Origin of the sequence: Halomonas sp. SpR8, from assembly GCF_031010195.1 — a bacterium.
GTDB lineage: Bacteria > Pseudomonadota > Gammaproteobacteria > Pseudomonadales > Halomonadaceae > Vreelandella.
The window spans coordinates 205,759-227,349 of the sequence record NZ_JAUAMC010000007.1; the positions used below are offsets into that span (position 1 = coordinate 205,759).

General features: G+C 52.9%; 22 protein-coding genes. 15 read left to right on the plus strand and 7 right to left on the minus strand.

Annotated elements, in window-relative coordinates; all coding sequences use genetic code 11:
• The first annotated feature begins 49 nt into the window (after window positions 1–49).
• From accD to QT230_RS15155, 6 genes are all read left to right on the plus strand, one after another.
• Entirely contained in the window at window positions 50–1,069 is a 1,020-nt protein-coding gene (gene accD, locus QT230_RS15130) for an acetyl-CoA carboxylase, carboxyltransferase subunit beta (protein WP_308322811.1), read from the plus strand.
• Window positions 1,062–2,405 carry a bifunctional tetrahydrofolate synthase/dihydrofolate synthase gene (folC, locus tag QT230_RS15135; RefSeq protein ID WP_308322813.1) on the plus strand — a complete coding sequence of 448 codons (1,344 nt, stop codon included), beginning with the start codon at window positions 1,062–1,064 and terminating at the stop codon, window positions 2,403–2,405. The genes accD and folC overlap by 8 nt, the downstream gene beginning before the upstream one ends.
• On the plus strand, window positions 2,392–3,081 hold the full coding sequence (locus QT230_RS15140; RefSeq protein WP_308322814.1) for an SPOR domain-containing protein: 690 nt from the start codon (window positions 2,392–2,394) through the stop codon (window positions 3,079–3,081). The genes folC and QT230_RS15140 overlap by 14 nt, the downstream gene beginning before the upstream one ends.
• 2 nt (window positions 3,082–3,083) lie before the next feature.
• On the plus strand, window positions 3,084–3,659 hold the full coding sequence (locus QT230_RS15145) for a CvpA family protein (protein WP_308322815.1): 576 nt from the start codon (window positions 3,084–3,086) through the stop codon (window positions 3,657–3,659).
• 80 nt (window positions 3,660–3,739) lie between these two features.
• A complete protein-coding gene (purF, locus tag QT230_RS15150; RefSeq protein ID WP_308322816.1) occupies window positions 3,740–5,260 on the plus strand; it encodes an amidophosphoribosyltransferase in 1,521 nt (506 codons plus the stop codon).
• Between the two features lie 12 nt (window positions 5,261–5,272).
• Window positions 5,273–6,499, plus strand: a complete 1,227-nt coding sequence (locus QT230_RS15155; RefSeq protein WP_308322817.1) for an O-succinylhomoserine sulfhydrylase — start codon at window positions 5,273–5,275, stop codon at window positions 6,497–6,499.
• A gap of 117 nt (window positions 6,500–6,616) precedes the next feature.
• Here QT230_RS15155 and QT230_RS15160 read toward each other — a convergent pair whose 3' ends face one another.
• Window positions 6,617–6,895, minus strand: coding sequence for a hypothetical protein (locus tag QT230_RS15160; protein ID WP_308322818.1), 279 nt, complete (start codon window positions 6,893–6,895; stop codon window positions 6,617–6,619).
• A gap of 411 nt (window positions 6,896–7,306) precedes the next feature.
• Between QT230_RS15160 and QT230_RS15165 the strand changes: the two genes are divergently transcribed.
• The 3 genes from QT230_RS15165 (at window position 7,307) to QT230_RS15175 (ending at window position 9,965) form a co-directional block, all read left to right on the plus strand.
• Window positions 7,307–7,873, plus strand: coding sequence for a cytochrome b (locus QT230_RS15165; protein WP_308322819.1), 567 nt, complete (start codon window positions 7,307–7,309; stop codon window positions 7,871–7,873).
• A gap of 79 nt (window positions 7,874–7,952) precedes the next feature.
• Window positions 7,953–8,537, plus strand: coding sequence for a YceI family protein (locus tag QT230_RS15170; RefSeq protein WP_308322820.1), 585 nt, complete (start codon window positions 7,953–7,955; stop codon window positions 8,535–8,537).
• Window positions 8,538–8,618: 81 nt separating this feature from the next.
• Entirely contained in the window at window positions 8,619–9,965 is a 1,347-nt protein-coding gene (locus tag QT230_RS15175) for an MATE family efflux transporter (RefSeq protein ID WP_308322821.1), read from the plus strand.
• Here the strand turns inward: QT230_RS15175 and QT230_RS15180 are convergent.
• From QT230_RS15180 to QT230_RS15190, 3 genes are all read right to left on the minus strand, one after another.
• Window positions 9,962–11,446 carry an NCS2 family permease gene (locus QT230_RS15180; RefSeq protein WP_308322823.1) on the minus strand — a complete coding sequence of 495 codons (1,485 nt, stop codon included), beginning with the start codon at window positions 11,444–11,446 and terminating at the stop codon, window positions 9,962–9,964. The genes QT230_RS15175 and QT230_RS15180 overlap by 4 nt on opposite strands.
• Before the next feature lie 146 nt (window positions 11,447–11,592).
• Window positions 11,593–12,783: an amino acid aminotransferase gene (locus QT230_RS15185; RefSeq protein WP_308322824.1), complete on the minus strand. Its 1,191-nt coding sequence runs from the start codon at window positions 12,781–12,783 to the stop codon at window positions 11,593–11,595.
• A complete protein-coding gene (locus QT230_RS15190) occupies window positions 12,784–13,122 on the minus strand; it encodes a 4a-hydroxytetrahydrobiopterin dehydratase (RefSeq protein ID WP_308322825.1) in 339 nt (112 codons plus the stop codon). It abuts the gene before it with no gap.
• A 216-nt stretch (window positions 13,123–13,338) separates the two neighbouring features.
• Between QT230_RS15190 and cobA the strand changes: the two genes are divergently transcribed.
• The 4 genes from cobA (at window position 13,339) to dcd (ending at window position 17,015) form a co-directional block, all read left to right on the plus strand.
• The gene (gene cobA, locus QT230_RS15195; RefSeq protein ID WP_308322893.1) at window positions 13,339–14,130 is read left to right on the plus strand and encodes a uroporphyrinogen-III C-methyltransferase; all 792 of its coding nucleotides are present in this window, start codon (window positions 13,339–13,341) and stop codon (window positions 14,128–14,130) included.
• 284 nt (window positions 14,131–14,414) lie between these two features.
• The gene (locus tag QT230_RS15200; RefSeq protein ID WP_308322826.1) at window positions 14,415–15,473 is read left to right on the plus strand and encodes a kinesin; all 1,059 of its coding nucleotides are present in this window, start codon (window positions 14,415–14,417) and stop codon (window positions 15,471–15,473) included.
• A 163-nt stretch (window positions 15,474–15,636) separates the two neighbouring features.
• Window positions 15,637–16,437 carry an iron-sulfur cluster carrier protein ApbC gene (apbC, locus tag QT230_RS15205; RefSeq protein WP_308322827.1) on the plus strand — a complete coding sequence of 267 codons (801 nt, stop codon included), beginning with the start codon at window positions 15,637–15,639 and terminating at the stop codon, window positions 16,435–16,437.
• 11 nt (window positions 16,438–16,448) lie between these two features.
• Window positions 16,449–17,015 carry a dCTP deaminase gene (gene dcd, locus QT230_RS15210; RefSeq protein ID WP_308322828.1) on the plus strand — a complete coding sequence of 189 codons (567 nt, stop codon included), beginning with the start codon at window positions 16,449–16,451 and terminating at the stop codon, window positions 17,013–17,015.
• A gap of 112 nt (window positions 17,016–17,127) precedes the next feature.
• On the opposite strand, the gene purN is transcribed toward dcd, so the two are convergent.
• On the minus strand, window positions 17,128–17,877 hold the full coding sequence (purN, locus tag QT230_RS15215) for a phosphoribosylglycinamide formyltransferase (RefSeq protein ID WP_308322829.1): 750 nt from the start codon (window positions 17,875–17,877) through the stop codon (window positions 17,128–17,130).
• Window positions 17,874–18,941, minus strand: coding sequence for a phosphoribosylformylglycinamidine cyclo-ligase (gene purM, locus QT230_RS15220; protein WP_308322830.1), 1,068 nt, complete (start codon window positions 18,939–18,941; stop codon window positions 17,874–17,876). Before purM ends, purN begins: the two co-directional genes overlap by 4 nt.
• 243 nt (window positions 18,942–19,184) lie before the next feature.
• Here purM and QT230_RS15225 point away from each other — a divergent pair, with 243 nt between their 5' ends.
• Window positions 19,185–20,312 carry an AI-2E family transporter gene (locus QT230_RS15225; RefSeq protein ID WP_308322831.1) on the plus strand — a complete coding sequence of 376 codons (1,128 nt, stop codon included), beginning with the start codon at window positions 19,185–19,187 and terminating at the stop codon, window positions 20,310–20,312.
• Entirely contained in the window at window positions 20,309–21,016 is a 708-nt protein-coding gene (hda, locus tag QT230_RS15230; RefSeq protein WP_308322832.1) for a DnaA regulatory inactivator Hda, read from the plus strand. The genes QT230_RS15225 and hda overlap by 4 nt, the downstream gene beginning before the upstream one ends.
• Before the next feature lie 127 nt (window positions 21,017–21,143).
• On the opposite strand, the gene QT230_RS15235 is transcribed toward hda, so the two are convergent.
• Entirely contained in the window at window positions 21,144–21,518 is a 375-nt protein-coding gene (locus QT230_RS15235; RefSeq protein ID WP_308322833.1) for a phasin family protein, read from the minus strand.
• Window positions 21,519–21,591 lie beyond the last annotated feature (73 nt).

The window sequence follows — 21,591 nt, forward strand, 5'->3', positions numbered from 1 at the left end:
TCAAGCTTGGTTTTGCCAGGCTTTGACGTATAACGGAAGCCTTTTTGATATGAGCTGGTTAGACAAGATCGTTCCCTCCATGGGTCGTATCCAGCGTAAAGACCGTCGCGCTAGCGTGCCCGACGGCCTTTGGCGTAAATGTCCCAAGTGCGAAGCGGTTCTCTATCTCCCTGAGTTAGAGAAACATAACAGCGTATGCCCCAAGTGCGATCACCACCTGCGCTTGACGGCGCGTAAGCGCTTGGACTGGTTCTTAGATAAAGCCGGACGCAAAGAGATTGCGGCGGAAATCGAACCCAATGATCGATTGAAATTCCGCGACTCTAAAAAATACAAAGACCGCCTGACCGCAGCGCAAAAAGATACCGGTGAGAAAGATGCGCTGGTTGCCATGCGCGGTGAGCTGGATGGTCTGCCGGTGGTGGCCGTTGCCTTTGAGTTCACCTTTATGGGCGGCTCGATGGGGGCAGTGGTCGGCGAGAAGTTTGTTCGCGCCGCTACGCTGGCGTTGGAAGAGAGTATCCCGCTGGTGTGCTTTGCTGCCTCTGGTGGTGCGCGCATGCAGGAAGCACTCTTCTCGTTGATGCAGATGGCTAAGACCTCCGCTGCGCTTGAAAAACTCAAGCAAGCCGGTGTGCCGTATATTTCGGTACTAACGGATCCCGTTTTTGGTGGCGTGTCAGCCTCGTTAGCGATGCTGGGTGATTTGAATATTGCCGAACCCAATGCCTTGATTGGTTTCGCAGGCCCGCGGGTTATCGAGCAAACGGTGCGTGAAACCTTGCCAGAAGGTTTTCAGCGCAGCGAATTTCTGCTCGAACACGGCACTGTCGATATGATCGTTCATCGCCATGAAATGCGTGAGCGAGTTGGCAGCGTACTGCGCAAGCTCACTCACCATGATGCTTCTCCCGTGAACACGCAGAATATCGACGAAATCGATGTTTCTGAGCCGATCGTCGAGGAGCCTATGTTAGCCGATGTCGCAGATACCACTTTTCATAAGGTAGAACCGACGAAAGGTGATGCTCCCACCGCCAAGAGTGACGATCATACGCGCAATGCCTGACTCTCTGGGGCCATACTCTCAAAAATCGTACTCTCTACAGCAGTGGCTCCAGCACTTGGAGACGCTGCACCCGGTAGGGATTGATCTTGGCCTGGAGCGGGTCTCGCAGGTGGCGCAGCGCATGGGGCTGCTTTCAAGCCCTATCGCTCCTTGCGTTATCACGGTGGCTGGCACCAATGGCAAGGGTTCGACCCTTGCTATGATCGATAGCATTGCCCGCGCCCACGGTCAGCGAGTGGGCACCTATACCTCTCCCCATTTACTGCGCTATAACGAGCGCGTCAAAATCGACGGTCAGGAAGCAGATGATGAACTGCTTGTACAGGGTTTTGAACAGGTTGAGCGCGCACGTCTGCAACAGCCGGCAATCAGCCTGACCTATTTTGAAGCGGGTACGCTGTGCGGTTTGTGGTGTTTGGCGGGCGCAAAGCTTGATCTTGCGGTACTCGAAGTGGGCTTGGGCGGACGGCTTGATGCGGTCAATATTATCGATGCCGATGTGGCTGTTGTGACGACCATCGCCCAGGATCACGCTAACTTTTTGGGCACCGATCTGGCTCAGATTGGACGTGAAAAGGCCGGTATTTTCCGTGCGGGTCGACCCGCCGTACTGGGCAGCCAGACACTGCCCGCAAGCGTCGCTGAATGTGCCCAGGCATTGGCGGCACCGGCGTTTGTTTTGGGTCACCACTTCGCGCACCAAACTAGTACGAGTGAGCGCGCTGAATGGCGCTGGCAAGGGCAGCAAGCAGATGGTGCCAGTCTGGTTATAGATGCGCTTACCGATCCTGGCCTACCCATCGATAATGCGGCGACTGCTTTGCAGGCGCTCGTGCTTACAAGCTTAGTGCTTGATGAGTCTAGCGTCAGAAAGGCGCTCAGCACGGTGCAATTGGCCGGTCGATTGCAATGGATTGGGCCTTGGTGTTTGGATGTCGGACATAATCCCCATGCCGCTGAATATATTGCCAGCCACTTGCCGCCACCGCCATCAGGTGGTCACCAGTGGGGACTTATCGGCATGTTGAACGATAAAGATGTAGACGGTGTTATAAAGGCACTTGCAGCGCGTATTAGCGATTGGGTATGCGTAACGCTGCCAGGGGAGCGAGGGTGTCAGGCGGAAGCGCTGTCACAACGTATAATAGCTCAGGGAGGGCGAGTGCACTTTTGCGCCGAAACGCCGCAAGCAGGCGTTGATTGGCTCGCCAAAGTGCTAACGCCCAATGATCGTGTGTTGGCTACTGGGTCGTTCTTTACAGTCGCGGCCTTGTTAGCTCAGCCACTGCCAACAGGCGCTGCGTCGCTTGATGGAGACGGAAATGAAATACGGTAAAACGGAACGTATTAGCGGTATTGTGATTCTACTCGCGCTGCTGGCAATTATCGTGCCGTGGCTAATGAGTGATCCCGCGCCGCGAGAAGATCGCCCGCAGCCAAGCTTTGTGATCGAGCAGCCGGTGGAAGTGGAGCGTCGTGATGTGCCCGCGCCCGAGAGACCTTCATCCATTAACGACCCGCTGTCACCTGCATCAAGTGGTGAAAACGAAGACGGTCAAGCCGACATCGACGCCAATCCTCGCTCGCCGAAAACTGATCAAATTGCGGCTTCGAATCAGTCACCCAGCCGTGCAGAAACGACGGGCTCCAGCGAGCCTGATGAAGCGCCTGCCACCGTTGAGAGCGATCCCATCGCGGAGTTAATCGCCAGCAATAGTGCCAGCGGAGGAAACAGCGCTAATAGCTCTTCACAAAGCGCTTCGAGCCCATCTTCTAGCGCTCAGGGGGAGTGGGCAGTTCAGGTTGGTAGTTTTGGCGAAGCGGCGAACGCTCGGCGGTTGGATGAGCAACTCTCAGCAGAGGGCTTTACCGTCTATCAACGCGAGCGTAATAACAGTATGACTACCGTATTTGTGGGCCCTTACGCGACCTCTGAAGATGGCGAAGCCGCCATGACGTTGATTAAAGAGCGAGCCAATGTACAAGGGCTGCTTGTACGGGTAAGAGACTAATCATGGCGTTAACCTGGATTGATGCGGTTTTCTTGGCCGTGCTGACGCTGTCGATGTTGGCCGGGTTCGTCAGAGGGTTTGTACGTGAAGCGCTAGGGCTGGCCGCCTGGGTGGTTGCCTTGATGGTGGCTCGAGTGCTTGCTGAGCCGGTAGCTGAATTAATGAGTGGGCTTATCGAGAGCTTTGACGCCCGCTTGGTGCTTGCTTTTGTGCTGGTTATTTTCGCCGTTATCTTACTTTGCGGCATTGTGATTCGTTTGGTGCACGCTGCGGTAGAGTGGGTGGGCATGGGGCTATTGAACCGCGTGGCCGGGGCTGCTTTCGGTGTCGCCCGCGGGGCGGTTATTTTGCTCGTTGCAACGGTGCTGATTACCCTTACGCCACTGGCTGAACTTCAAGCGTGGCAGGAAGCGGAGCTACGTCCGACGTTTATTCAACTGCGCGATTGGGCGGTGAGCCAGCTAAACCAGTGGGATCGCGAACTGCCCGAAGCTCCGACATCCTTACGTGATATCTCATTACCCGAACTACGCCTGCCCGGTACGGCAGAGCGCGAGGTTATCCCAACAGGTGATTGACCTGTCACTGAAGTTGAATCTACGAACGTACGGGCTTGTTTGGTTACAAGCAAGCCATGGCATTAAGCGAGGTAACGTGAATGTGCGGTATAGTGGGCCTTCTGGGCAAGCAAGCGGTAAATCAGGGAATCTACGATGCCCTGACCGTACTTCAGCATCGTGGCCAGGACGCTGCCGGCATGATGACATGGAGCGAGGGACGCTTCTTACTGCGCAAAAGTAACGGCTTGGTGCGTGATGTTTTTCATACCCGCCATATGGCCCGCCTAAAAGGCAATCTAGGCATTGGTCACGTGCGTTACCCAACGGCAGGCTCTTCAAGCGAGGCTGAGTCGCAGCCGTTCTATGTTAACTCGCCTTACGGTATTGCGCTGGCGCATAACGGTAACTTGACTAACTCTGAGCAGTTGAAGCAGGAGCTGTTCTCTACGGATTTACGCCACATCAATACCAGCTCCGATTCTGAAGTGCTGCTCAACGTCTTTGCCCACGAGCTGGGCAAGCAGGGGTTGCACCTGGAAGCGGAAGATATTTTTGATGCCGTGCGTCGTGTGCATCGTCGCTGCAAAGGCGGTTATGCGGCCGTGGCGATCATCAATGGCTTCGGTATGGTGGCGTTCCGCGACCCCTTCGGCATTCGCCCGGTGGTGTTTGGCACTCGTGAAGAGGAGAACGGCCAGGCGGTAATGATCGCCTCTGAATCCGTTGCCTTGGATGTGGGCGGTTTCGAGCTTGAGCGCGATCTATCGCCCGGTGAAGCGATCTTTGTCGATATCGAAGGTAATATTCACACTCAGGTGTGCGCTGACCGCCCGCAGCTGCGTTCGTGCATTTTCGAGCATGTCTATCTCGCTCGTCCTGACTCGCTGTTAGACGGTGCCTACGTATATGGCACCCGCATGCAGATGGGGCGTAAGTTGGGCGATCGTATCTTAAACGAGTGGCCGGATCATGATATCGATGTGGTGATTCCGATTCCGGATACCTCGCGCACCTCTGCGCTGGAAATGGCCCAGCATCTTGGAGTGACCTATCGCGAAGGATTTATGAAGAATCGCTATATTGGCCGGACCTTCATCATGCCGGGACAGACTCAGCGTAAGAAATCGGTGCGCCAAAAACTCAATGCCATCGATGTTGAGTTCAAAGGCAAAAACGTCCTGCTGGTGGACGACTCGATTGTACGTGGCACTACTTGTAAGCAGATTATTCAGATGGCTCGCGATGCAGGAGCGTGTAAAGTTTATTTTGCCTCGGCTGCGCCCCCGGTACGCTTCCCCAATGTGTATGGCATCGATATGCCAGCGGCATCTGAGCTGATCGCTCATGGTCGTAGTGAAGCAGAAGTGGGGGATTTGATTGGCGCTGATCGTATCTTCTACCAAAATTTGGAAGATCTAAAAGCGGCTTGTCGGGAAGTTAATCCTGATATGGAAGAGTTTGATTGCTCGGTGTTTGATGGCAAGTACGTGACTGGCGATATCGACGATGCCTACCTGGCTGCCTTGGAAGCTAGCCGCAATGATTCCGCCAAGGATCAAAGTGCCGGTGACCATGCGCTGGTCGATATGCACAATCAGGACGATGACCTGGACGATTAGGAGAGACGCCTTATGTATGATGATGATCACCAGGAAGACAGTCACCAGATTGGCAGCCAACAAGACGAATGGTCACTAGAGACGCTGGCGATCCGTGCGGGTCATCAGCGCACCTTCGAGCAGGAGCACTCGGAGCCTATTTTTCCGACCTCAAGCTTTGTCTACGCAAGCGCTGCTGAAGCGGCGCGTAAGTTCGGTGGGCATGAGCCGGGTAACGTTTACTCGCGCTTTACCAACCCTACGGTGCATACCTTTGAGCGCCGCCTAGCGGCTCTTGAGGGTGGCGAGCGCTGTGTCGCCACCAGCTCGGGCATGTCAGCGATTCTTTCCACCGTGCTGGCGCTGCTTTCAGCAGGTGATGAGATTGTGGCTTCCCGGTCGCTGTTTGGCTCGACAGTGAGTCTGTTTGATAAATACTTTGGTAAATTCGGTATTACCACGCGTTATGTTGAGCTTTCCAATGTTGCTGCGTGGGAAGCTGCCATTACCCCCAAAACGAGGCTACTGTTTGCCGAAACGCCCTCAAATCCGCTATCAGAAATTGCCGATATACCAGCCCTGGTAGCGTTGGCAAAGCGTCACGATGCGTTCTTGGCCATTGATAACTGCTTTCTTACCCCGGCGCTGCAGCAGCCACTGGCGTTAGGCGCCGATTTGGTTATTCACTCGGCGACCAAGTATTTGGACGGCCAAGGCCGTGCAGTCGGCGGTGCCGTGGTAGGTAGTCATGCACTGCTTGAAGAAGTCTTCGGCGTGGTACGCACTTGCGGGCCTTGCCTTAGCCCCTTCAACGCGTGGATTTTTACCAAGGGTCTGGAAACCCTGTCGCTGCGCATGAATGCTCACTGTGACAACGCCTTGACCCTGGCGCGCTGGCTAGATGCCCACCCGGCGGTTAACCAGGTGTTCTATAGCGGCCTGGAAAATCATCCCCAGCACTTTTTGGCTAAGCAACAGCAAAAAGGTTTTGGCGCCGTATTGGGTTTTGAAGTGAAGGGCGGCCAGGAGGGCGCGTGGCAGGTGATCGATGCGACGCGTATGCTTTCGATCACGGGCAACTTAGGTGATGTTAAAACTACCATTACTCATCCTGCGACGACGACCCATGGCCGTTTATCGGATATGCAGAAAGAAGCGGCGGGTATTTCGCCAGGGCTGATTCGTGTGGCGGTAGGCCTTGAGAGCCAGCAGGATATCCAGCGCGATCTTGCCCGTGGCCTGGATGTTCTCGCTGGCTAGTTGATAGTGAGCAATCCGGCGCGGTAACGAAAAACCCACCTTTGATGAAGGTGGGTTTTTCGTATTTCTGAAACTTAATGGATCATATCCTGTGCAAGCAAAGAACCATTATGTGTTTTAAGAAGCGTTGCGGTGGGGCAAATCCGATAGCGCAATCTGGTCTTCATTATTGGAAGAGCGATTGATGTGCGAGCTCGGAGCAACAACGCTGTTTTTCTCTGCACCGCCATTAACCAAAGGCAAATCAGCCGGTGTCATGTGCAAAGTGTCAGCGCTGTAATTCGCTGAAGAGCTAGGGTGAACAATCTGGTTAAGTTCGCCAGAGCCCTGTTCAGCTAGGACAGCAGTAGAAGTCAATGTCATGGCAATAGCGGTGATAAGGGTGATTTTTTTCATGATTGGCGCTCTCTAATAGAAAATTTGTGTGCAGCTGTTTGATGACGCTGCACGATGCCTCTTAGGACATGCGATAATAGTAAGCGTGCAAACAAAATAATAAAATTGAATAAAATTGCTTATATTTTCTTAAATTATTCACTTTTTTAGAATGAATTGTCGGGTCCATTTTACAAAAGCGCTGCGTAAAAATTGTTAGCCGATTATTCAATGGTTTTTACGAATGAAATATTCTGCTTTTTTCAGAGGTTTTCAGTAGCCTATAGCGGTAAGGTTCACGGCATGATGAATAATGTAACGAATAGCGTAATCCCAGCTCTGATAAGTGCGTTGGCGAAGCTAGAGTCGTCATAGAGAAGTTGAAGTATCCATAGAAAAGAAGTAGTCATAGATAAAATGAGGAATAGCATAATGTTGCGGAACAGTCGCAGCGGATGGGGGTTGATCAGTATTCTATTTCACTGGCTAAGCGCGCTGACCATTATTGGACTGTTTGCGTTGGGCTGGTGGATGACCGATTTGGGCTATTATGACCCTTGGTATAACCAGGGGCCCTGGGTACACCGCTCAATTGGTATCCTGCTGCTGTTTGCCACACTGGCGCGTTTGGTATGGCGCTTCGTCCAGCCGACACCCCGTGCAGAGGGAAGCCGTTTGGAAACTATTGCGGCTCATCTCGGTCATATTCTCCTTTATTTGCTTGTATTAGCGGTCATGGTGAGTGGCTACTTAATCTCTACCGCCGATGGTCGTGGTATCAGTGTATTTGGTTGGTTTGAAGTGCCTGCGCTGTTATATGACTTGCCTAATCAGGCAAGCTTGGCAGGTGACATCCATTGGTACAGCGCATTGGCGCTAATGATTCTTGCCGGTGGGCATGCGCTCGCAGCGCTCAAGCACCATTGGTTGGACAAGCACGCCACGCTGGTGCGCATGCTTAATCCAGTCTATAGCATGCGCTCTGATTCAAAGTCGTAAGATAGATTCGTTTTGACCGGCGTGAAGGCGATATTCGCCTGTCACGGTGTTTATTAAGTAACCCAAGGAGTTGTTTATTATGTTGAAGAAGACTGCATTTGCCACTGCGATTGCCGCCGCGGCGCTGGTACCATTGAGTCAGGCCCAGGCAGCTGACTATCAAATCGATACCGAAGGCCAGCACGCTTTCGTTCAATTTAAAATTTCACACCTGGGTTTCTCTTACATCCTGGGCAGCTTTGAAGAGTTTGATGGCCAGTTTGCTTACGATCCTGAAAACCTCGATGCCTCCTCTGCCGAAATCGAAGTGCAGGTTAATAGCCTGACCAGCAACCACGCTGAGCGTGATCGCCATATCTTAAGCGATGACTTCCTCAATGCTAGCGAGTTCCCCACCGCTACGTTCACCTCAACAGGCTTTGAATCAACTGGCGAGAATGAAGGTGTGCTAACCGGTGACCTGACCCTACACGGCGAAACCCAGGAAATTGAAATGCCGGTGACGTTGATGGGTGAAGGCGATGACCCTTGGGGCAATTACCGTGCTGGTTTTGAAGGCAGCACTACGCTGACTCTGGGTGATTACGGCATCGATATGAGCGATTTCCCTGAATCGATGCATGAACTTGAGCTATACGTCACGTTTGAAGGTATTCGTCAGTAAAGAGTATGTTCAGTTAAGCGCCATCACCCCGTTAGGGGTGGTGGCGTTTTTGCGTTTAAGGTAAATGAAAGGAGAGTTGACTTGGCAATTGTTATGCCGCAACGCGAGTTGGCGATAACCCTATGGCGACAAACCTGGCCGATGGCCATCGGGGTGCTGGCGCTATTGGGTTTTCAACTTGTTGATAGCGCATTTATTGCCAGACTTGGGACTGCACCGCTAGCCGCGCAGTCGTTTACGTTTCCGCTTTCATTCCTGATTATCGGTATCCAGGTTGGCATGGGGATAGCGATTGCCGCACTTATTTCTCGGGCCTTGGGCGCAGGTGAAGAGGCGCGCGCCAAGCGGTTGAGCAGTTTGGTGTTAATGGCAGGCGGTGGAGTGATTGGGCTATTGTCGATCGCTTTGTGGCTCTTTCATGTGTCTATTTTCCAATTGCTGGGGGCTGATGAAGCGACCCTTGGCTACATTCGAATTTACTGGGGGCCGCAGCTATTATCAGCCTGGCTGGGGGCGCTCCTCTATTTTAGTTACAGTGTCTTTCGTGCCCACGGTGATACCCGTCTACCGGGCAAAATGATGGTGCTGAGTAGCCTTGTCAATCTTGTGCTAGATCCTGTGCTGATTTTTGGTGTTGGCAGCTGGCAGGGCTGGGGGTTGCCAGGTGCTGCCTGGGCAACCGCGATTGCCTTTTCAGTGGGGCTGGTGGTGACCACGCGCAAATTATTCAAGCGCCAGTGGGCATCGCAACAGGGTTTGTGGCGAGAGGCGAAGCAGTCGTGGCGGCCGTTTGCCGGCATTGCCGCTCCCGCTATGGTTAGCCAACTGATGCCACCCTTGGCGGCGATGTTGGCTATCTCCGTAGTGGCGGGGCTGGGTGAAAGTGAAGTGGCTGCCTGGGGCTTGGCGAGCCGGTTGGAAACACTATCGCTGATGGTCATTCTGGCCATGACCATGTCGCTGCCGCCTTGGTTGGGGCGTTGCTACGGCGCCGGTGATTGGGGCCAGATACAGCAGTTGATGCGCTTGGCGGTTAAGGTCGCGCTAGTTTGGCAGCTAGGCCTGGGCGTGTTACTAGCGTTAGGAGCGCCCTGGCTGGCTATAGCGTTAGCGGGCAACCCGGATGTGCAAAGCGAACTGACGGTGTTGATCCGCTTTCTACTGCCTAGCTATGCTGCACTGGGGCTCTGCATGCTGGTAGTGTCAGCGGGCAACGCTTTAGGTTGGCCATTACGTGCCATGCTGCTATCCAGCGCGCGGCTGTTTATTTGCTATTTACCCTGTCTCTGGTTGGGCTCGCAGTTGTTCGGTTGGTTGGGCTTAGCTGCGGGCGCCGCTATAGGCAATCTGCTGGCGGGTTTAATGTCATGGCAAGTGATGTGGCGTATTCTGTCCCGCCCGCATCGGCAGGCGGGATTCGGCAATTAACGCAGGCGTGCAGCTTCTTGAAAGGAGAAGTATATAAACAGCAGCGCCATGCCCAGATAGCCCATCACAAATTCAGGAGCGGCATTGAAGGCCAGCTCCGGGGCGTGCATTAGTCCAACGAACGAAAATCCCGCGGCAATAGCGGCAAACGCAGCAGCTCGTCGGAACTGGTGGTCAATCACCGACACCGTCATGGCACCGAGCAGAATAGCCATAAACATGGCCCCTTGGCCCATCACCACAATGGCGCTGGATATATCAGTGACGACCTCGCCTGCCCCGCGGTTAAAGCGCGTCATTACGTAGTTGGCGAAGTAGGGCAGCATGGCCAGCGCCACAGCGGGGTAGTAGCGTGTATCGTTGGCTTGGAAGGCGGTGGCAATCATCGACATGCCGACAAACACTAAAATCGGGGCGACCACCGAAACGGGAATAATGGCGGCCAGGGCGGCGATTAGGCCGAACATGGTCGCCAGCGCATATACTGCACCGTTGAGCAGACTGTAGCCACGGCCCGCGCCCATCCACTTGGCTCCAACGGTGGCAATATAGACCGTGGTAGGAAACACGCCGCCAAACAGCGCGCCGATCATGGTGCCTGCGCCATCGACTGCCTGGCACTCACGCACATCGTACTTATCGCCTGCGGCTTCCATTGCCTCTACGTTGTTCATCGTCTCTATGGCGTTGTATAGCGTAATCGGCAGCACCACGGTGAGTACTGCAAGCATGCTGGTTAGCAGTAACCCCAGCCCTTCAAACCAGGCCAGATTGGGAAGCAATGGATAAAAGCCTAGGTGGGTAAAGGCATCGCTAAAGCGTTCGCTACCGGCATCGCCAATCAAATAGGCCATGGCAGTACCGACGATGATGGCGAAGAGCGAGGTGGGTAGTTTAAACGGCATGCTTACTCTGGCGACCAAGCCAACAATAATGATCGCTAACACCAGAAGGCCGATAATCGGCATTTCCAGCGTTTTGAACAGCATTTCTCCAGCGATGAAAGTAAGTGCGACGCCGGCTACAGCGCCGAGCATAGCGGCTCGAGGCAGGTGATGCTGCACCCAGCGGCCAATCACGCTTATGGCGGCTTCAATGGCACCGCTAATAAAGCAGGCCGCAACGGCTACTTTCCAGGCCATTTCCGCATCGCCGGTCAATTGTTTAGCGGGTAGCAGCACGCCGAATAGGAATACGAACATCACCGGTGTTGAAATACCGTATGAGAGTGCCGTCACATCAGCGCGGTTCTCCTTGCGTGCCAGCCTGGCTGCGCTCCAGGCGTAGTAGAAGTTGCCCACCATCACGGCTACCGCTGCCCCTGGCAGCACTTGCCCATATACGATAGATGAGGGAAACCCCATGCCTAACATGGTGATGGCGATAATCACAAAGTTGGCGATGTTGTTTTGAAACAGTGCAAAGAAGGCGTCGGTATCTTCTTTTTTGTACCACGGGTAGTAAGTGCTGGCAGCCGCCATGATAGGCCTCTTAGTTATGGTGTGTTGTATACAAGGCAACGTTGAGTGTGCCGAAGTATTGACTAATCGGTCAAGCATGGCAGCATACAAAAACGCCCAGGAGGGCCTGGGCGTTTGTTCGTGCTCTAATGCTCGGTGTGGTCTAACTAGTCGTTTACAGCGGCGATTGCTTTGGCCAGGTAGGGGAGATTCTCCTGGGAGAAGCCCGCCACGTTAGCGCGGCCTGAACGCACCATGTAGATACCAAATTCATCGCGCAGGCGATCCACCTGTTCTGGCGTTAACCCGGTATACGAGAACATACCGCGCTGTTCGGCGACGCAGGCGTACTTCTGGTCCAACCCGTAAGGCTTCAAGGCTTCGACAAAATCGCGGCGCAGCGTGTTGATACGGTCGCGCATCTCTGTCAGCTCATCACGCCATAGTTCAGTCAGCTCTGCGTCGTGGAGAATCTCACTGACGATAGCGCTGCCGTGAGCGGGCGGGTTTGAGTAGTTTTCCCGGGCAACGATCGCGACCTGAGAGCGTATGTTATCCATCTGCTCGCTGTCTTTTGCCACCATGATTAAACAGCCGGTACGCTCGCAGTAAATACCGAAGTTTTTCGAGCAGGAACTGGTGATGATCGCCTCTTCAAGATGTTCTGCCAGTAAGCGTACGCCATAGGCGTCTTCGTCCAAGCCTTCACCAAAGCCTTGGTAAGCGAAATCGATTAGCGGCAGTAGCTTACGCTCACGAACGATCTCTAGAACTTCCTGCCACTGGTCGTGAGAAAGGTCAAAACCCGTCGGGTTGTGGCAGCAAGCGTGGAGTACCACCACATCGCCTTCTGGAATACTTTTAAGCGCGGCCCGCATGCCGTCAAAATCGAGGCGATTGTCTGGATCAACGTAAGGATACTTGTGCAGCTCAATACCGGCAGCGGTGAAAATTCCGTGGTGGTTGGGCCACGTTGGGTCGCTTACCCAGATACCTTTACCCGGCAGTTGGGAGGAAATGAAGTCGGCTGCTAAGCGCAGTGCACCGGTACCACCCGGCGACTGAGTAGCACTGGCGCGGTTGGCTTTCAGCACCGGTGACTCAGCGCCGAATACCATGGGAAGGACGACCTCGCCATAGCTGGGGGCGCCGTGAGAGCCAATATAGGTTTTCGTCGTTTCATTCTTGAGCAGGCGAGCTTCTGCTTCCTTGACGGCGCGCATTACCGGCGTATTGCCTTGAGTATCACGGTAAACACCAACGCCTAGATCCACTTTTTGTGGATTGGTATCTTTTTTGAAAGCTTCGATTAGCCCGAGAATGGCGTCTCCTGGGACTCGCTCAATATGCTCAAACATTTAGTCGGCTACCTCGTCGGTTCTGGCGGCAAGAATGAAGTCATTTAAATGCAGGCCTTTAATGGCATGAGACCACCATAAAACGGTGACTTTCCCCCATTCAGTGGTAATCACGGGATGATGACCAGCCTGCTCTGCAATATCGCCAACGCGCTGGGTGAATGCTAGAGCGCTGGCAAAGTCACGAAAGTTAAAACGCCGCGACAGCTTCATGATGCCATCGTGCTCGACAATCTGCCACTGGCTGAGGCTTTTTAGCCGCTCTTCAGCTTCAGTTTGACTTAATGGATGGGTACTTTTACTGCAAGGTTCGCAGGTGGATTTGGCGAGCGTTGACATTGGTAAGCTCCTACATTGGGGATGTTTACCTAGCGTAGAAGGCATACGCCGTCGCGACCAACGTCTTTGGTACTGTGCATTGAAAGGTAAGTTTTAAACGAGGCGTTATGGGTATTTAGTGATAAAATTAACTACTTTTTGCATATTAAAAACCTTTTTTATTCCTGAGGTGGATTCTTGGAAGCAGGACGAGAGCAAAATACGCAACCAGCAGGCATGGTCAGTTTGGTAGGAGGAGGGCCCGGCGATCCGGAATTACTGACGTTAAAAGCCTATAAACGTCTGCAGTCCGCTGAAGTAGTGCTCTATGATCGTTTAGTGAGCGATGAGGTTGTCGCGTTTATACCGCACCAGGCACAGCGTTTTTACGTCGGCAAAGCGCGCTCGCTGCATAGCGTTCCTCAGGATGGTATCAATCAAGCGTTGGTCAAGTGGGCTAAGCAAGGGAAGCGAGTAGTGCGCCTTAAAGGCGGTGATCCGTTCATTTTTGGCCGTGGAGGAGAAGAGCTTGAAGCCTTGGTGGCCGCCCAGGTGAGCGTTGAGGTTATTCCGGGGGTGACCGCTGCATCCGGCTGTGCTGCCTATGCGGGCATTCCACTGACCCACCGTGATCATGCGCAGTCAGTGCGTTTTGTCACCGGTCATCTAAAGCATGGCGAATGTGAGTTGGATTGGGATGCGCTCGCGCGGCCTGGCCAGACGCTAGTGTTTTATATGGGGTTAGGCAGTGTCAATCTTATTAGTCAGGCACTTATGGAGCATGGTTTGACGCCTGAAACACCGCTAGCCCTGGTGGAGCAAGGGACTACGCGCCAACAACAGACCCATATTGGGTCACTATCAGCACTGCCGGGCGCGTTTTTGGCAGGCCATATTAAACCGCCTACGCTATTAATAGTAGGTAGCGTGGTGTCGCTACACTCGACGCTGAATTGGTTTGATTCACTTAACGGTCAGGCATCAGGTTTTCATGAAGGCAAGCATCCACCTCCTGTCAGTCATGATTAGGTTTTTTTGTGCTTGAATGGTAACGCTACAGCAACATTTATATACGATTTTGCAAACATACTGGCTAGATACAGTGAGCTGTGTATGCTGAAAGGGAGATTATCCACGGCTAGCGCATTATAAACACAGTTGATTATCGCGCAGCGGATTATCGTTAGCACGGGCAAATGCAAGCTTAGACCATAGAGGAACGTACAATGTCAGAAACAAACTCTACTGATAACCAGCCACCGGCCAACAAGCCAGAGCCCTCTAATAAGCCAGACTCGGCAAAGAAATCAGACATGAAAACTCTCTTTCAAGATAACCGTGTAAAAGCGATAGCCGGTATCGCGGCTATCGCGGTTATTTGGGCGATTATGGCGCAATCCAATTCGGGGACTCACCAGGAGCGCGTCGGCAGTTTAGAGCAGCAACTGGCGAGTGCCGAGCAAGAAAATGATCAGCTAAGTCAGCGTATTGCCGAAATTGAGGAGGCCGAAACCAATCTGGTCGCGCTGCAAGAAGAGACGGCATCTCTGGAAGAGCAGCAGAGTGAGGCTCGCTCATCGTTGGAGAGCTCCCAAAGTGAAGTCAGTGATGTACAGTCGCGCTTAGAAGAGCTTGAATCTGAGCGCTCTGCGCTTGAAGGAGAGGTAGCGTCTTTAAACGAGCAAGCCGAGAGCGCCGAAAGCAATATGACGGCACTGCGCGAAGAGCGTGAAGAGATAACGACGGCTCGGGATGAGGCTGAAAGTACTCTCCAGGAAGTTGAAAAAGCGCGTCAGAGCGCCGAAGAGGCTCGTCAGGAAGCCGAAGCGGCCCGTCAGGACGCTGAGCAGCAGCGTCAGGAAGCGGTTGAAGAGCTGAATGCTACTGAAGAAGCAGTATCTGGGTTGGAAGATCAAATTAGCCAAGCCAACGAAGAGCTTAGTGTCCTTGAAGAAGAAATCTCGACAGTTCAAAGCGAGCTTGATGAGCTGAAGAGTGAGCGCGATTCATTAACCAGCGAGCGTAATGAGCTGCAAAATGAAGTCGACTCACTGACTGAACAGCGTAACGAGGAAGAGCAAAGTTTAAGTCAAGTGCGCAGTGAATTAGACGATGTAACGGTTGCACTGGAGATGGGGCGTGAAGAAGTAGCTAACGTCGAGAGTGATATTGAAGACCGTGAAAGTCAGTTGGAGCGCCTTGAGAGCCAGCTTGGCGAATGGCGCGATGAGCTATCAACATTAGACAGCCGCTTATCAGATGCAGAAGCGTCGGCTAGTGACGATGCTTCATCTTCGCAAGGCAGCTCGTCTGACGAAAGTGCCAACGACAGCGATGGGGGTAGTGAAGAATCTCAGCAAAACGCTGGTTAAACGCCGTTATGCAGTAACGCTTCTAGGTTAATCAATCATGTAAGCGGTGAGAGCGGGTGTCGGGAAGCTGGCATCCGCTTTCTTGTTGTTGGTTTATGAATGTGTCCCTGAGGAGTATCATTAACGCACGTAAAATATGAGCCCAAATGAGGAGTGCCATTGAATGGATGGGGTTAAGCATATTATCGCAGTGGCATCGGGTAAGGGCGGCGTGGGTAAATCCACCGTCACCGTAAACCTGGCGCTAGCATTAGCGGCACAGGGATATCGCGTAGGTGTTCTTGATGCTGACATCTATGGCCCCAGCCAGGCACAAATGCTCGGCGTTAAAGAGGGTGTTCGCCCGCAGGCCGCTGGTAATGATAAGTTTCTGCCACTGGAAGCCCATGGCGTCCAGGCGATGTCGATGGCGTTCATGGTGAATACTCGTGAACCGATGGTTTGGCGCGGGCCTATGGTGGTGGGCGCATTCCAGCAGATGCTAACGCAAACCCAGTGGGATAATCTCGATTTTCTATTGATCGATATGCCACCAGGAACCGGTGATATTCAGCTAACGCTGGCACAAAAAGTACCGGTGGCCGGCGCGGTAATTGTGACTACGCCGCAGGATATTGCGCTATTAGATGCCCGTAAAGGGATCGAAATGTTCCGTAAGGTTAACGTTCCGGTGCTGGGCGTGGTGGAAAATATGAGCCTCTACCACTGCGAAAATTGCGGCCATGAAGCGGCTATTTTCGGTACCGGCGGCGGAGATAACATTGCCCAAGAGTACGACACGCAGGTGCTGGGTCGACTACCGCTAACGCTTTCTATCCGTGAGTTAACCGATTCAGGACGACCTAGCGTTATCTCTGAGCCGGAAGGGTCGGTAAGCCAAACTTTTGCTGTGATCGCCCAAAAAGTGGCCGAGGCAGTAAGTGCCCATCAGGGCGATGCTCCCACAATTTCTTTTAGCGAGTGATGATGTAACACATGAGTATCAAATCTGATAAGTGGATTCGTCGCATGGCAAAGAGCGACGCGATGATTGAGCCTTTTGAAGCCGAGCAGGTGCGCTATGTGAACGATCAGCGTGTTATCTCCTACGGCACTTCAAGCTACGGTTATGACGTGCGTTGCGCTGATGAATTTAAAGTGTTTACCAATATTCACTCGGCGATCGTTGACCCGAAAGCGTTTGATGCGAACAGCTTTGTCGATATAAAAGGCGACATGTGCATTATTCCGCCTAACTCATTCGCGTTGGCGCGCACGGTGGAGTACTTCCGTATTCCACGCAATGTGCTCACCATTTGCTTGGGGAAATCCACCTACGCGCGCTGCGGTATCATTGTTAACGTCACGCCGCTGGAGCCCGAGTGGGAAGGACACGTGACCTTGGAATTCTCTAACACTACCAATCTGCCAGCGAAAATTTATGCCCATGAGGGCGTCGCGCAGATGCTGTTTTTGGAGTCCGATGAAGTGTGCGAAACGTCGTATAAAGACCGTGGCGGCAAGTATATGGGCCAACGCGGCGTGACTCTGCCGCGCACTTAATCATACTGTTCCCCACAAAACTGTCCTCTACAAAACTGCGCTCTATAAAAAAGCGCCTTACGATGATGTATGTCCGTAAGGCGCTTTTTAGTGTCTGATTCACACGCTGATGTTAAGACTCTTCGTCAAGCTCCTCATCAAGCTCTTCGGCTGCATCAGCGTGGGAAAGTCGCATACCGTGCTCAGGGAGCCGATGGCCGTCCATTTTGGCGCCTTCGGCGCTGAACTGCAGCCTGCCTTCCAAGAACCACTGTACCGCAATCGGATAGATCAAGTGCTCGCGGGAGCGAATCTTCTCTTGCAGCGTTTCTACCGTATCGTCAGCGCTGACCTGCAGCTCGGCTTGAAGGACCACCGGCCCGCCATCAAGCTCTTCGGTGACGAAATGAACGCTGCAACCGTGGTTGGTAACGCCATCGGCGAGAGCCCGGGCATGGGTGTTGAGCCCTTGATAATCCGGCAGCAGCGAAGGATGGATATTCAGCATGCGACCGAGAAAGCGCTGCACAAAGCGAGGCGTTAAAATACGCATAAAGCCCGCCAATACAATCAAGTCGGGCTCGTGACGCTCAATGACTTTGATCAAAGCGCCGTCATAGGCTTCACGGCTATCATATTCGCGATGGGGAAGAGCGACCGCTTCAATACCCGCTTCGTGAGCGCGCTTCAGGCCATAGGCATCAGCGATATTGGAAATGACCGCCACAATTTCACCGCCGCCTAAACGGTCGTGGGACTGGGCATCAATCAGCGCTTGTAGATTACTGCCGCTGCCTGAAATAAGCACCACGATGCGGCGGGCGCCGAGAGGCTCTGGGGTAACATCTTTAATGGTATCGCTTTGGTAGTCCATGTTGCTCATACCGAGAGGTTCTCCAGAATAACGGCTTCCTCTTGGCGCTTAACAATCTGACCCAAATGGTAGACAGATTCGCCCTCGGCTTCCAGGTGAGCCATTGCCTGCTCGGCCTGATGCTGGGGCACTACGACCACCATGCCAATTCCGCAGTTCAACACGCGGTGCATTTCCGTTTCGTTGACATTGCCGTTGGCTTGTAACCAGTCAAACACCGCAGGGCGCTGCCAACTGTTAATGTCGATATGCGCAGCGAGGTCATCGGGCAGCACGCGGGGAATGTTTTCTAGCAGCCCGCCGCCCGTAATGTGCGATAAAGCGTGTACGGCAATATCGCTACTGCGCATTAAAGAGAGCAGTGATTTTACGTAGATACGCGTTGGTGCCATCAGCGCATCACCAAGAGGTTTACCCTGAATGTCGGTCGTTAAAGACGCGTTACTGACCTCGAGAATTTTACGAATCAGCGAGTAGCCGTTGGAGTGTGGTCCTGACGATGCCAACCCCAGTATTACATCTCCTGCGGCAACTTTGCTGCCATCTAAAATATCGGCTTTTTCAACCACACCCACACAAAAGCCTGCTAAATCGTAGTCGCTGCCTTCATACATGCCGGGCATTTCGGCGGTTTCGCCGCCCACAAGGGCACAGCCAGCCAGTTCGCAGCCGGCACCAATGCCGGTAACGACATCGGCAGCAATATCCACATCAAGCTTACCCGTGGCATAGTAGTCAAGGAACAGTAGCGGCTCGGCTCCGGCTACGATTAAATCGTTGACACACATGGCGACTAAATCAATACCAATGGTGTCGTGTTTGCCAAGGTCCATTGCGAGACGCAGTTTAGTGCCTACGCCGTCGGTACCCGAGACGAGAACGGGTTGTCGGTAACCTGCTGGGATTTCGCAAAGCGCGCCAAAACCGCCTAATCCGCCCATTACTTCTGGGCGAGTCGTGCGTTTGGCAACGTGTTTAATGCGGTCAACCAAGGCGTTACCGGCATCAATATCGACGCCTGCGTCCTTATAGCTGAGGGAAGGAGTAGCCGAAGAAGAGGAGGTCTCGGTCATGACAGATCCTGTGAGGCAAATAACGGTGCGGTAGTGCTGGCGACATGGCCAGTGCTGGGCTTAACTTCGGCTGATTGTATCACCCAGCGGCTCGCGCCGCACCGCCGTCGGGCACGATGAAAAGCTTACGAGCGACTTTCGCTCATATGCGGCATAGTAGACATGAGTAGCAATAGTAGCGATGCGTAAAACAGTCGTAATAAGCGAATGTATGCGGATTAAATCCAAGGTTGAGAGGGAACTATGCGGAATTCTTGGTGGGGTATCCTGTTTCTGGTGGTGATTGGCGGTTTGATTTTTTTGTTAGATGCCGTATTGATGCCTTTTATTGCCGGGATGATTCTCGCTTACTTAGCCGACCCGTTGGCAGACCGGTTCCAACGCTGGGGCATGAACCGGCCCTTAGCGGTTAGCAGCGTGTTTTTGGTTCTGCTGTTAGTGCTTGTGGCGAGTTTATTGATATTGATACCGCTGTTGGTCCAGCAGTTGAAACAGCTGGGAGAGGCAATTCCCGGTATCTTCGCCTGGGTAGAAAATGTACTTGCCCCACAAGTAGAGGTCTGGACAGGTTACGACCTAACCGCGGAGTTAACCAATGTCCGTGAAACCCTGGTTGAAAACTGGCGAGACGCAGGCGGCTACTTAGCACAAGCGCTGGGGCAAATTGGTCGGTCGGGAATGGCGTTTGTATCCTGGATCACCTATGTCGCCTTGATTCCGGTCGTTACCTTCTATTTGCTTTTGGATTGGGATCGGCTACTTGGCAATATCGCTAACTTAATACCACGCCATTGGGCGGACGATACCTTCCGCCTAGCTCGCCGCTGCGATGAAGTGTTGTCATCTTTTTTACGTGGTCAGCTACTGGTGATGCTGTGTTTGGGAATTATCTACGCAGTTGGCCTGACGCTGATGGGGCTGAATTTTGGCCTGCTGATTGGCTTTGTATCCGGGTTGGTGAGTATCGTGCCGTTCTTGGGTTTTATTGTCGGCTTGGTCATTGCCTTGGTTGTCGCGCTTTTTCAGTACGCTACTTGGTGGGCGGTAGCTGGCGTTATTCTGGTATTCAGTATTGGACAAATGGCTGAAAGCGTCATTCTCCAGCCTAAACTGCTCGGTGATAAGATTGGTCTGCACCCCGTTGCAGTGATTTTTGCTGTTCTGGCAGGGGGCAACCTATTTGGATTAACGGGGGTGCTGCTGGCGCTTCCGATTGCAGCGGTCATCCTCGTGCTGCTTAAGGAAGTGAAAGTTCGCTATCAGGATAGCGAGCTTTACGATGAGCACAATGCTGATGATCAGACAATCATCGAGGTCAGTTCTTCGTATCATGATGAGCTGGGACATCGTGATGAACGGGAGTCACCATGAGCCGAATACCGGCACAGCTTCCTTTGGGAATTGGGCTGCGCGATGATGCAACCTTTGATAACTTTTACGTGGCGCGGTCAAACGCGCCGCTGGTTGAGCACCTTACAAAGCAGTTAGCTTCAGGAGGGGAGCAGTTTTTATATCTATGGGGCGCACCAGGGGTTGGTCGAAGTCATTTGCTTCAGGCAGCATGTCACGCGGCGTCAGATGTTGATAAACGTGCACTTTATTTACCCTTGGCCGATTTGGGCCACTTTCCGCCGCTAATGCTGGAAGATATCGAGCGTCTGGATCTTGTCGCCATTGATGATCTGGAGTGTGTAATAGGGCGTAAGCGCTGGGAAGAGGCGCTGTTTCACGCTTTTAACCGGCTCAGAGATGCTGGCAAGAAGTTAGTGATTGTATCTAGCGTACCCCCACGGCAATTAGATGTGGTGTTGGCCGATTTAGCCTCGCGCTTAACGTGGGGCGTTACTTTTCACGTCCATCCTTTAGATGACGACGATGAACGTCTAGCGGCTCTTAAATTACGAGCCAGCGTGCGGGGTTTGCAGTTACCGGATGATGTGGGGCGCTATATTTTGCATCGAGGTCCGCGCGAGTTAGGTGAATTGTGCCGCGCGGTAGAAACCCTAGATAAAGCCTCGCTAACTGCTAAGCGGAAACTGACCATTCCGTTTGTGAAATCTGCCCTTAATTGGTAACGCTGGTTATGCGGCATCCCATTGTTAAGCAGTACAGGGTTAAGAAGCACAGACGCTAAAATGCCACCGTGGCTAGGGCCAACGGTGGCATTTTGTACTACTTACCAGCTTACCCATTCAGTAGCGGTTAAGCAGTTTTGCTCATCTTGCTAGCGGCTGTTTGCGCCTGCTTGACGTTATCTTCAGTAATTTTCTGGCTTTTTTGAATAAAGTCTTGCTGTAGTGAAACGACTTTATCCGCATCGCCTTTGGCGCGCTCAGCCAGCTCTTTAGCGACTTTCTGTTGACCTTCCATGTAGCTGCGAAGACCTTCAGCGTCTTTCACTTCCATCATTTGACGCATTTGCGCAATGCCGGTATCAACGTAGGCTTTGCTAGCATCCATTTGAGCGTTGATCATTTTTTCGCTGTAATCAATGCTCAATGCCATGTAGGCGCGTACGGGTGCCATGAACATATTGTCAAACTGCTGAGTCATTTCGTTAGTATTTAAAGTGCGCATCGTCATACCCTCCAGGGTTTCGTCTTGCCAAAAGCAGCTATCCTGAGGTTGGCGCTGCTTATTAATGAGTTAG

Coding starts and splice junctions, on each gene's coding strand:
- accD (WP_308322811.1), top strand. CDS start 50: ATGAGCTGGTTAGACAAGATCGTTCCCTCCATGGGTCGTATCCAGCGT.
- folC (WP_308322813.1), top strand. CDS start 1,062: ATGCCTGACTCTCTGGGGCCATACTCTCAAAAATCGTACTCTCTACAG.
- QT230_RS15140 (WP_308322814.1), top strand. CDS start 2,392: ATGAAATACGGTAAAACGGAACGTATTAGCGGTATTGTGATTCTACTC.
- QT230_RS15145 (WP_308322815.1), top strand. CDS start 3,084: ATGGCGTTAACCTGGATTGATGCGGTTTTCTTGGCCGTGCTGACGCTG.
- purF (WP_308322816.1), top strand. CDS start 3,740: ATGTGCGGTATAGTGGGCCTTCTGGGCAAGCAAGCGGTAAATCAGGGA.
- QT230_RS15155 (WP_308322817.1), top strand. CDS start 5,273: ATGTATGATGATGATCACCAGGAAGACAGTCACCAGATTGGCAGCCAA.
- QT230_RS15160 (WP_308322818.1), bottom strand. CDS start 6,895: ATGAAAAAAATCACCCTTATCACCGCTATTGCCATGACATTGACTTCT.
- QT230_RS15165 (WP_308322819.1), top strand. CDS start 7,307: ATGTTGCGGAACAGTCGCAGCGGATGGGGGTTGATCAGTATTCTATTT.
- QT230_RS15170 (WP_308322820.1), top strand. CDS start 7,953: ATGTTGAAGAAGACTGCATTTGCCACTGCGATTGCCGCCGCGGCGCTG.
- QT230_RS15180 (WP_308322823.1), bottom strand. CDS start 11,446: ATGGCGGCTGCCAGCACTTACTACCCGTGGTACAAAAAAGAAGATACC.
- QT230_RS15185 (WP_308322824.1), bottom strand. CDS start 12,783: ATGTTTGAGCATATTGAGCGAGTCCCAGGAGACGCCATTCTCGGGCTA.
- QT230_RS15190 (WP_308322825.1), bottom strand. CDS start 13,122: ATGTCAACGCTCGCCAAATCCACCTGCGAACCTTGCAGTAAAAGTACC.
- cobA (WP_308322893.1), top strand. CDS start 13,339: ATGGTCAGTTTGGTAGGAGGAGGGCCCGGCGATCCGGAATTACTGACG.
- QT230_RS15200 (WP_308322826.1), top strand. CDS start 14,415: ATGAAAACTCTCTTTCAAGATAACCGTGTAAAAGCGATAGCCGGTATC.
- apbC (WP_308322827.1), top strand. CDS start 15,637: ATGGATGGGGTTAAGCATATTATCGCAGTGGCATCGGGTAAGGGCGGC.
- dcd (WP_308322828.1), top strand. CDS start 16,449: ATGAGTATCAAATCTGATAAGTGGATTCGTCGCATGGCAAAGAGCGAC.
- purN (WP_308322829.1), bottom strand. CDS start 17,877: ATGAGCAACATGGACTACCAAAGCGATACCATTAAAGATGTTACCCCA.
- purM (WP_308322830.1), bottom strand. CDS start 18,941: ATGACCGAGACCTCCTCTTCTTCGGCTACTCCTTCCCTCAGCTATAAG.
- QT230_RS15225 (WP_308322831.1), top strand. CDS start 19,185: ATGCGGAATTCTTGGTGGGGTATCCTGTTTCTGGTGGTGATTGGCGGT.
- hda (WP_308322832.1), top strand. CDS start 20,309: ATGAGCCGAATACCGGCACAGCTTCCTTTGGGAATTGGGCTGCGCGAT.
- QT230_RS15235 (WP_308322833.1), bottom strand. CDS start 21,518: ATGCGCACTTTAAATACTAACGAAATGACTCAGCAGTTTGACAATATG.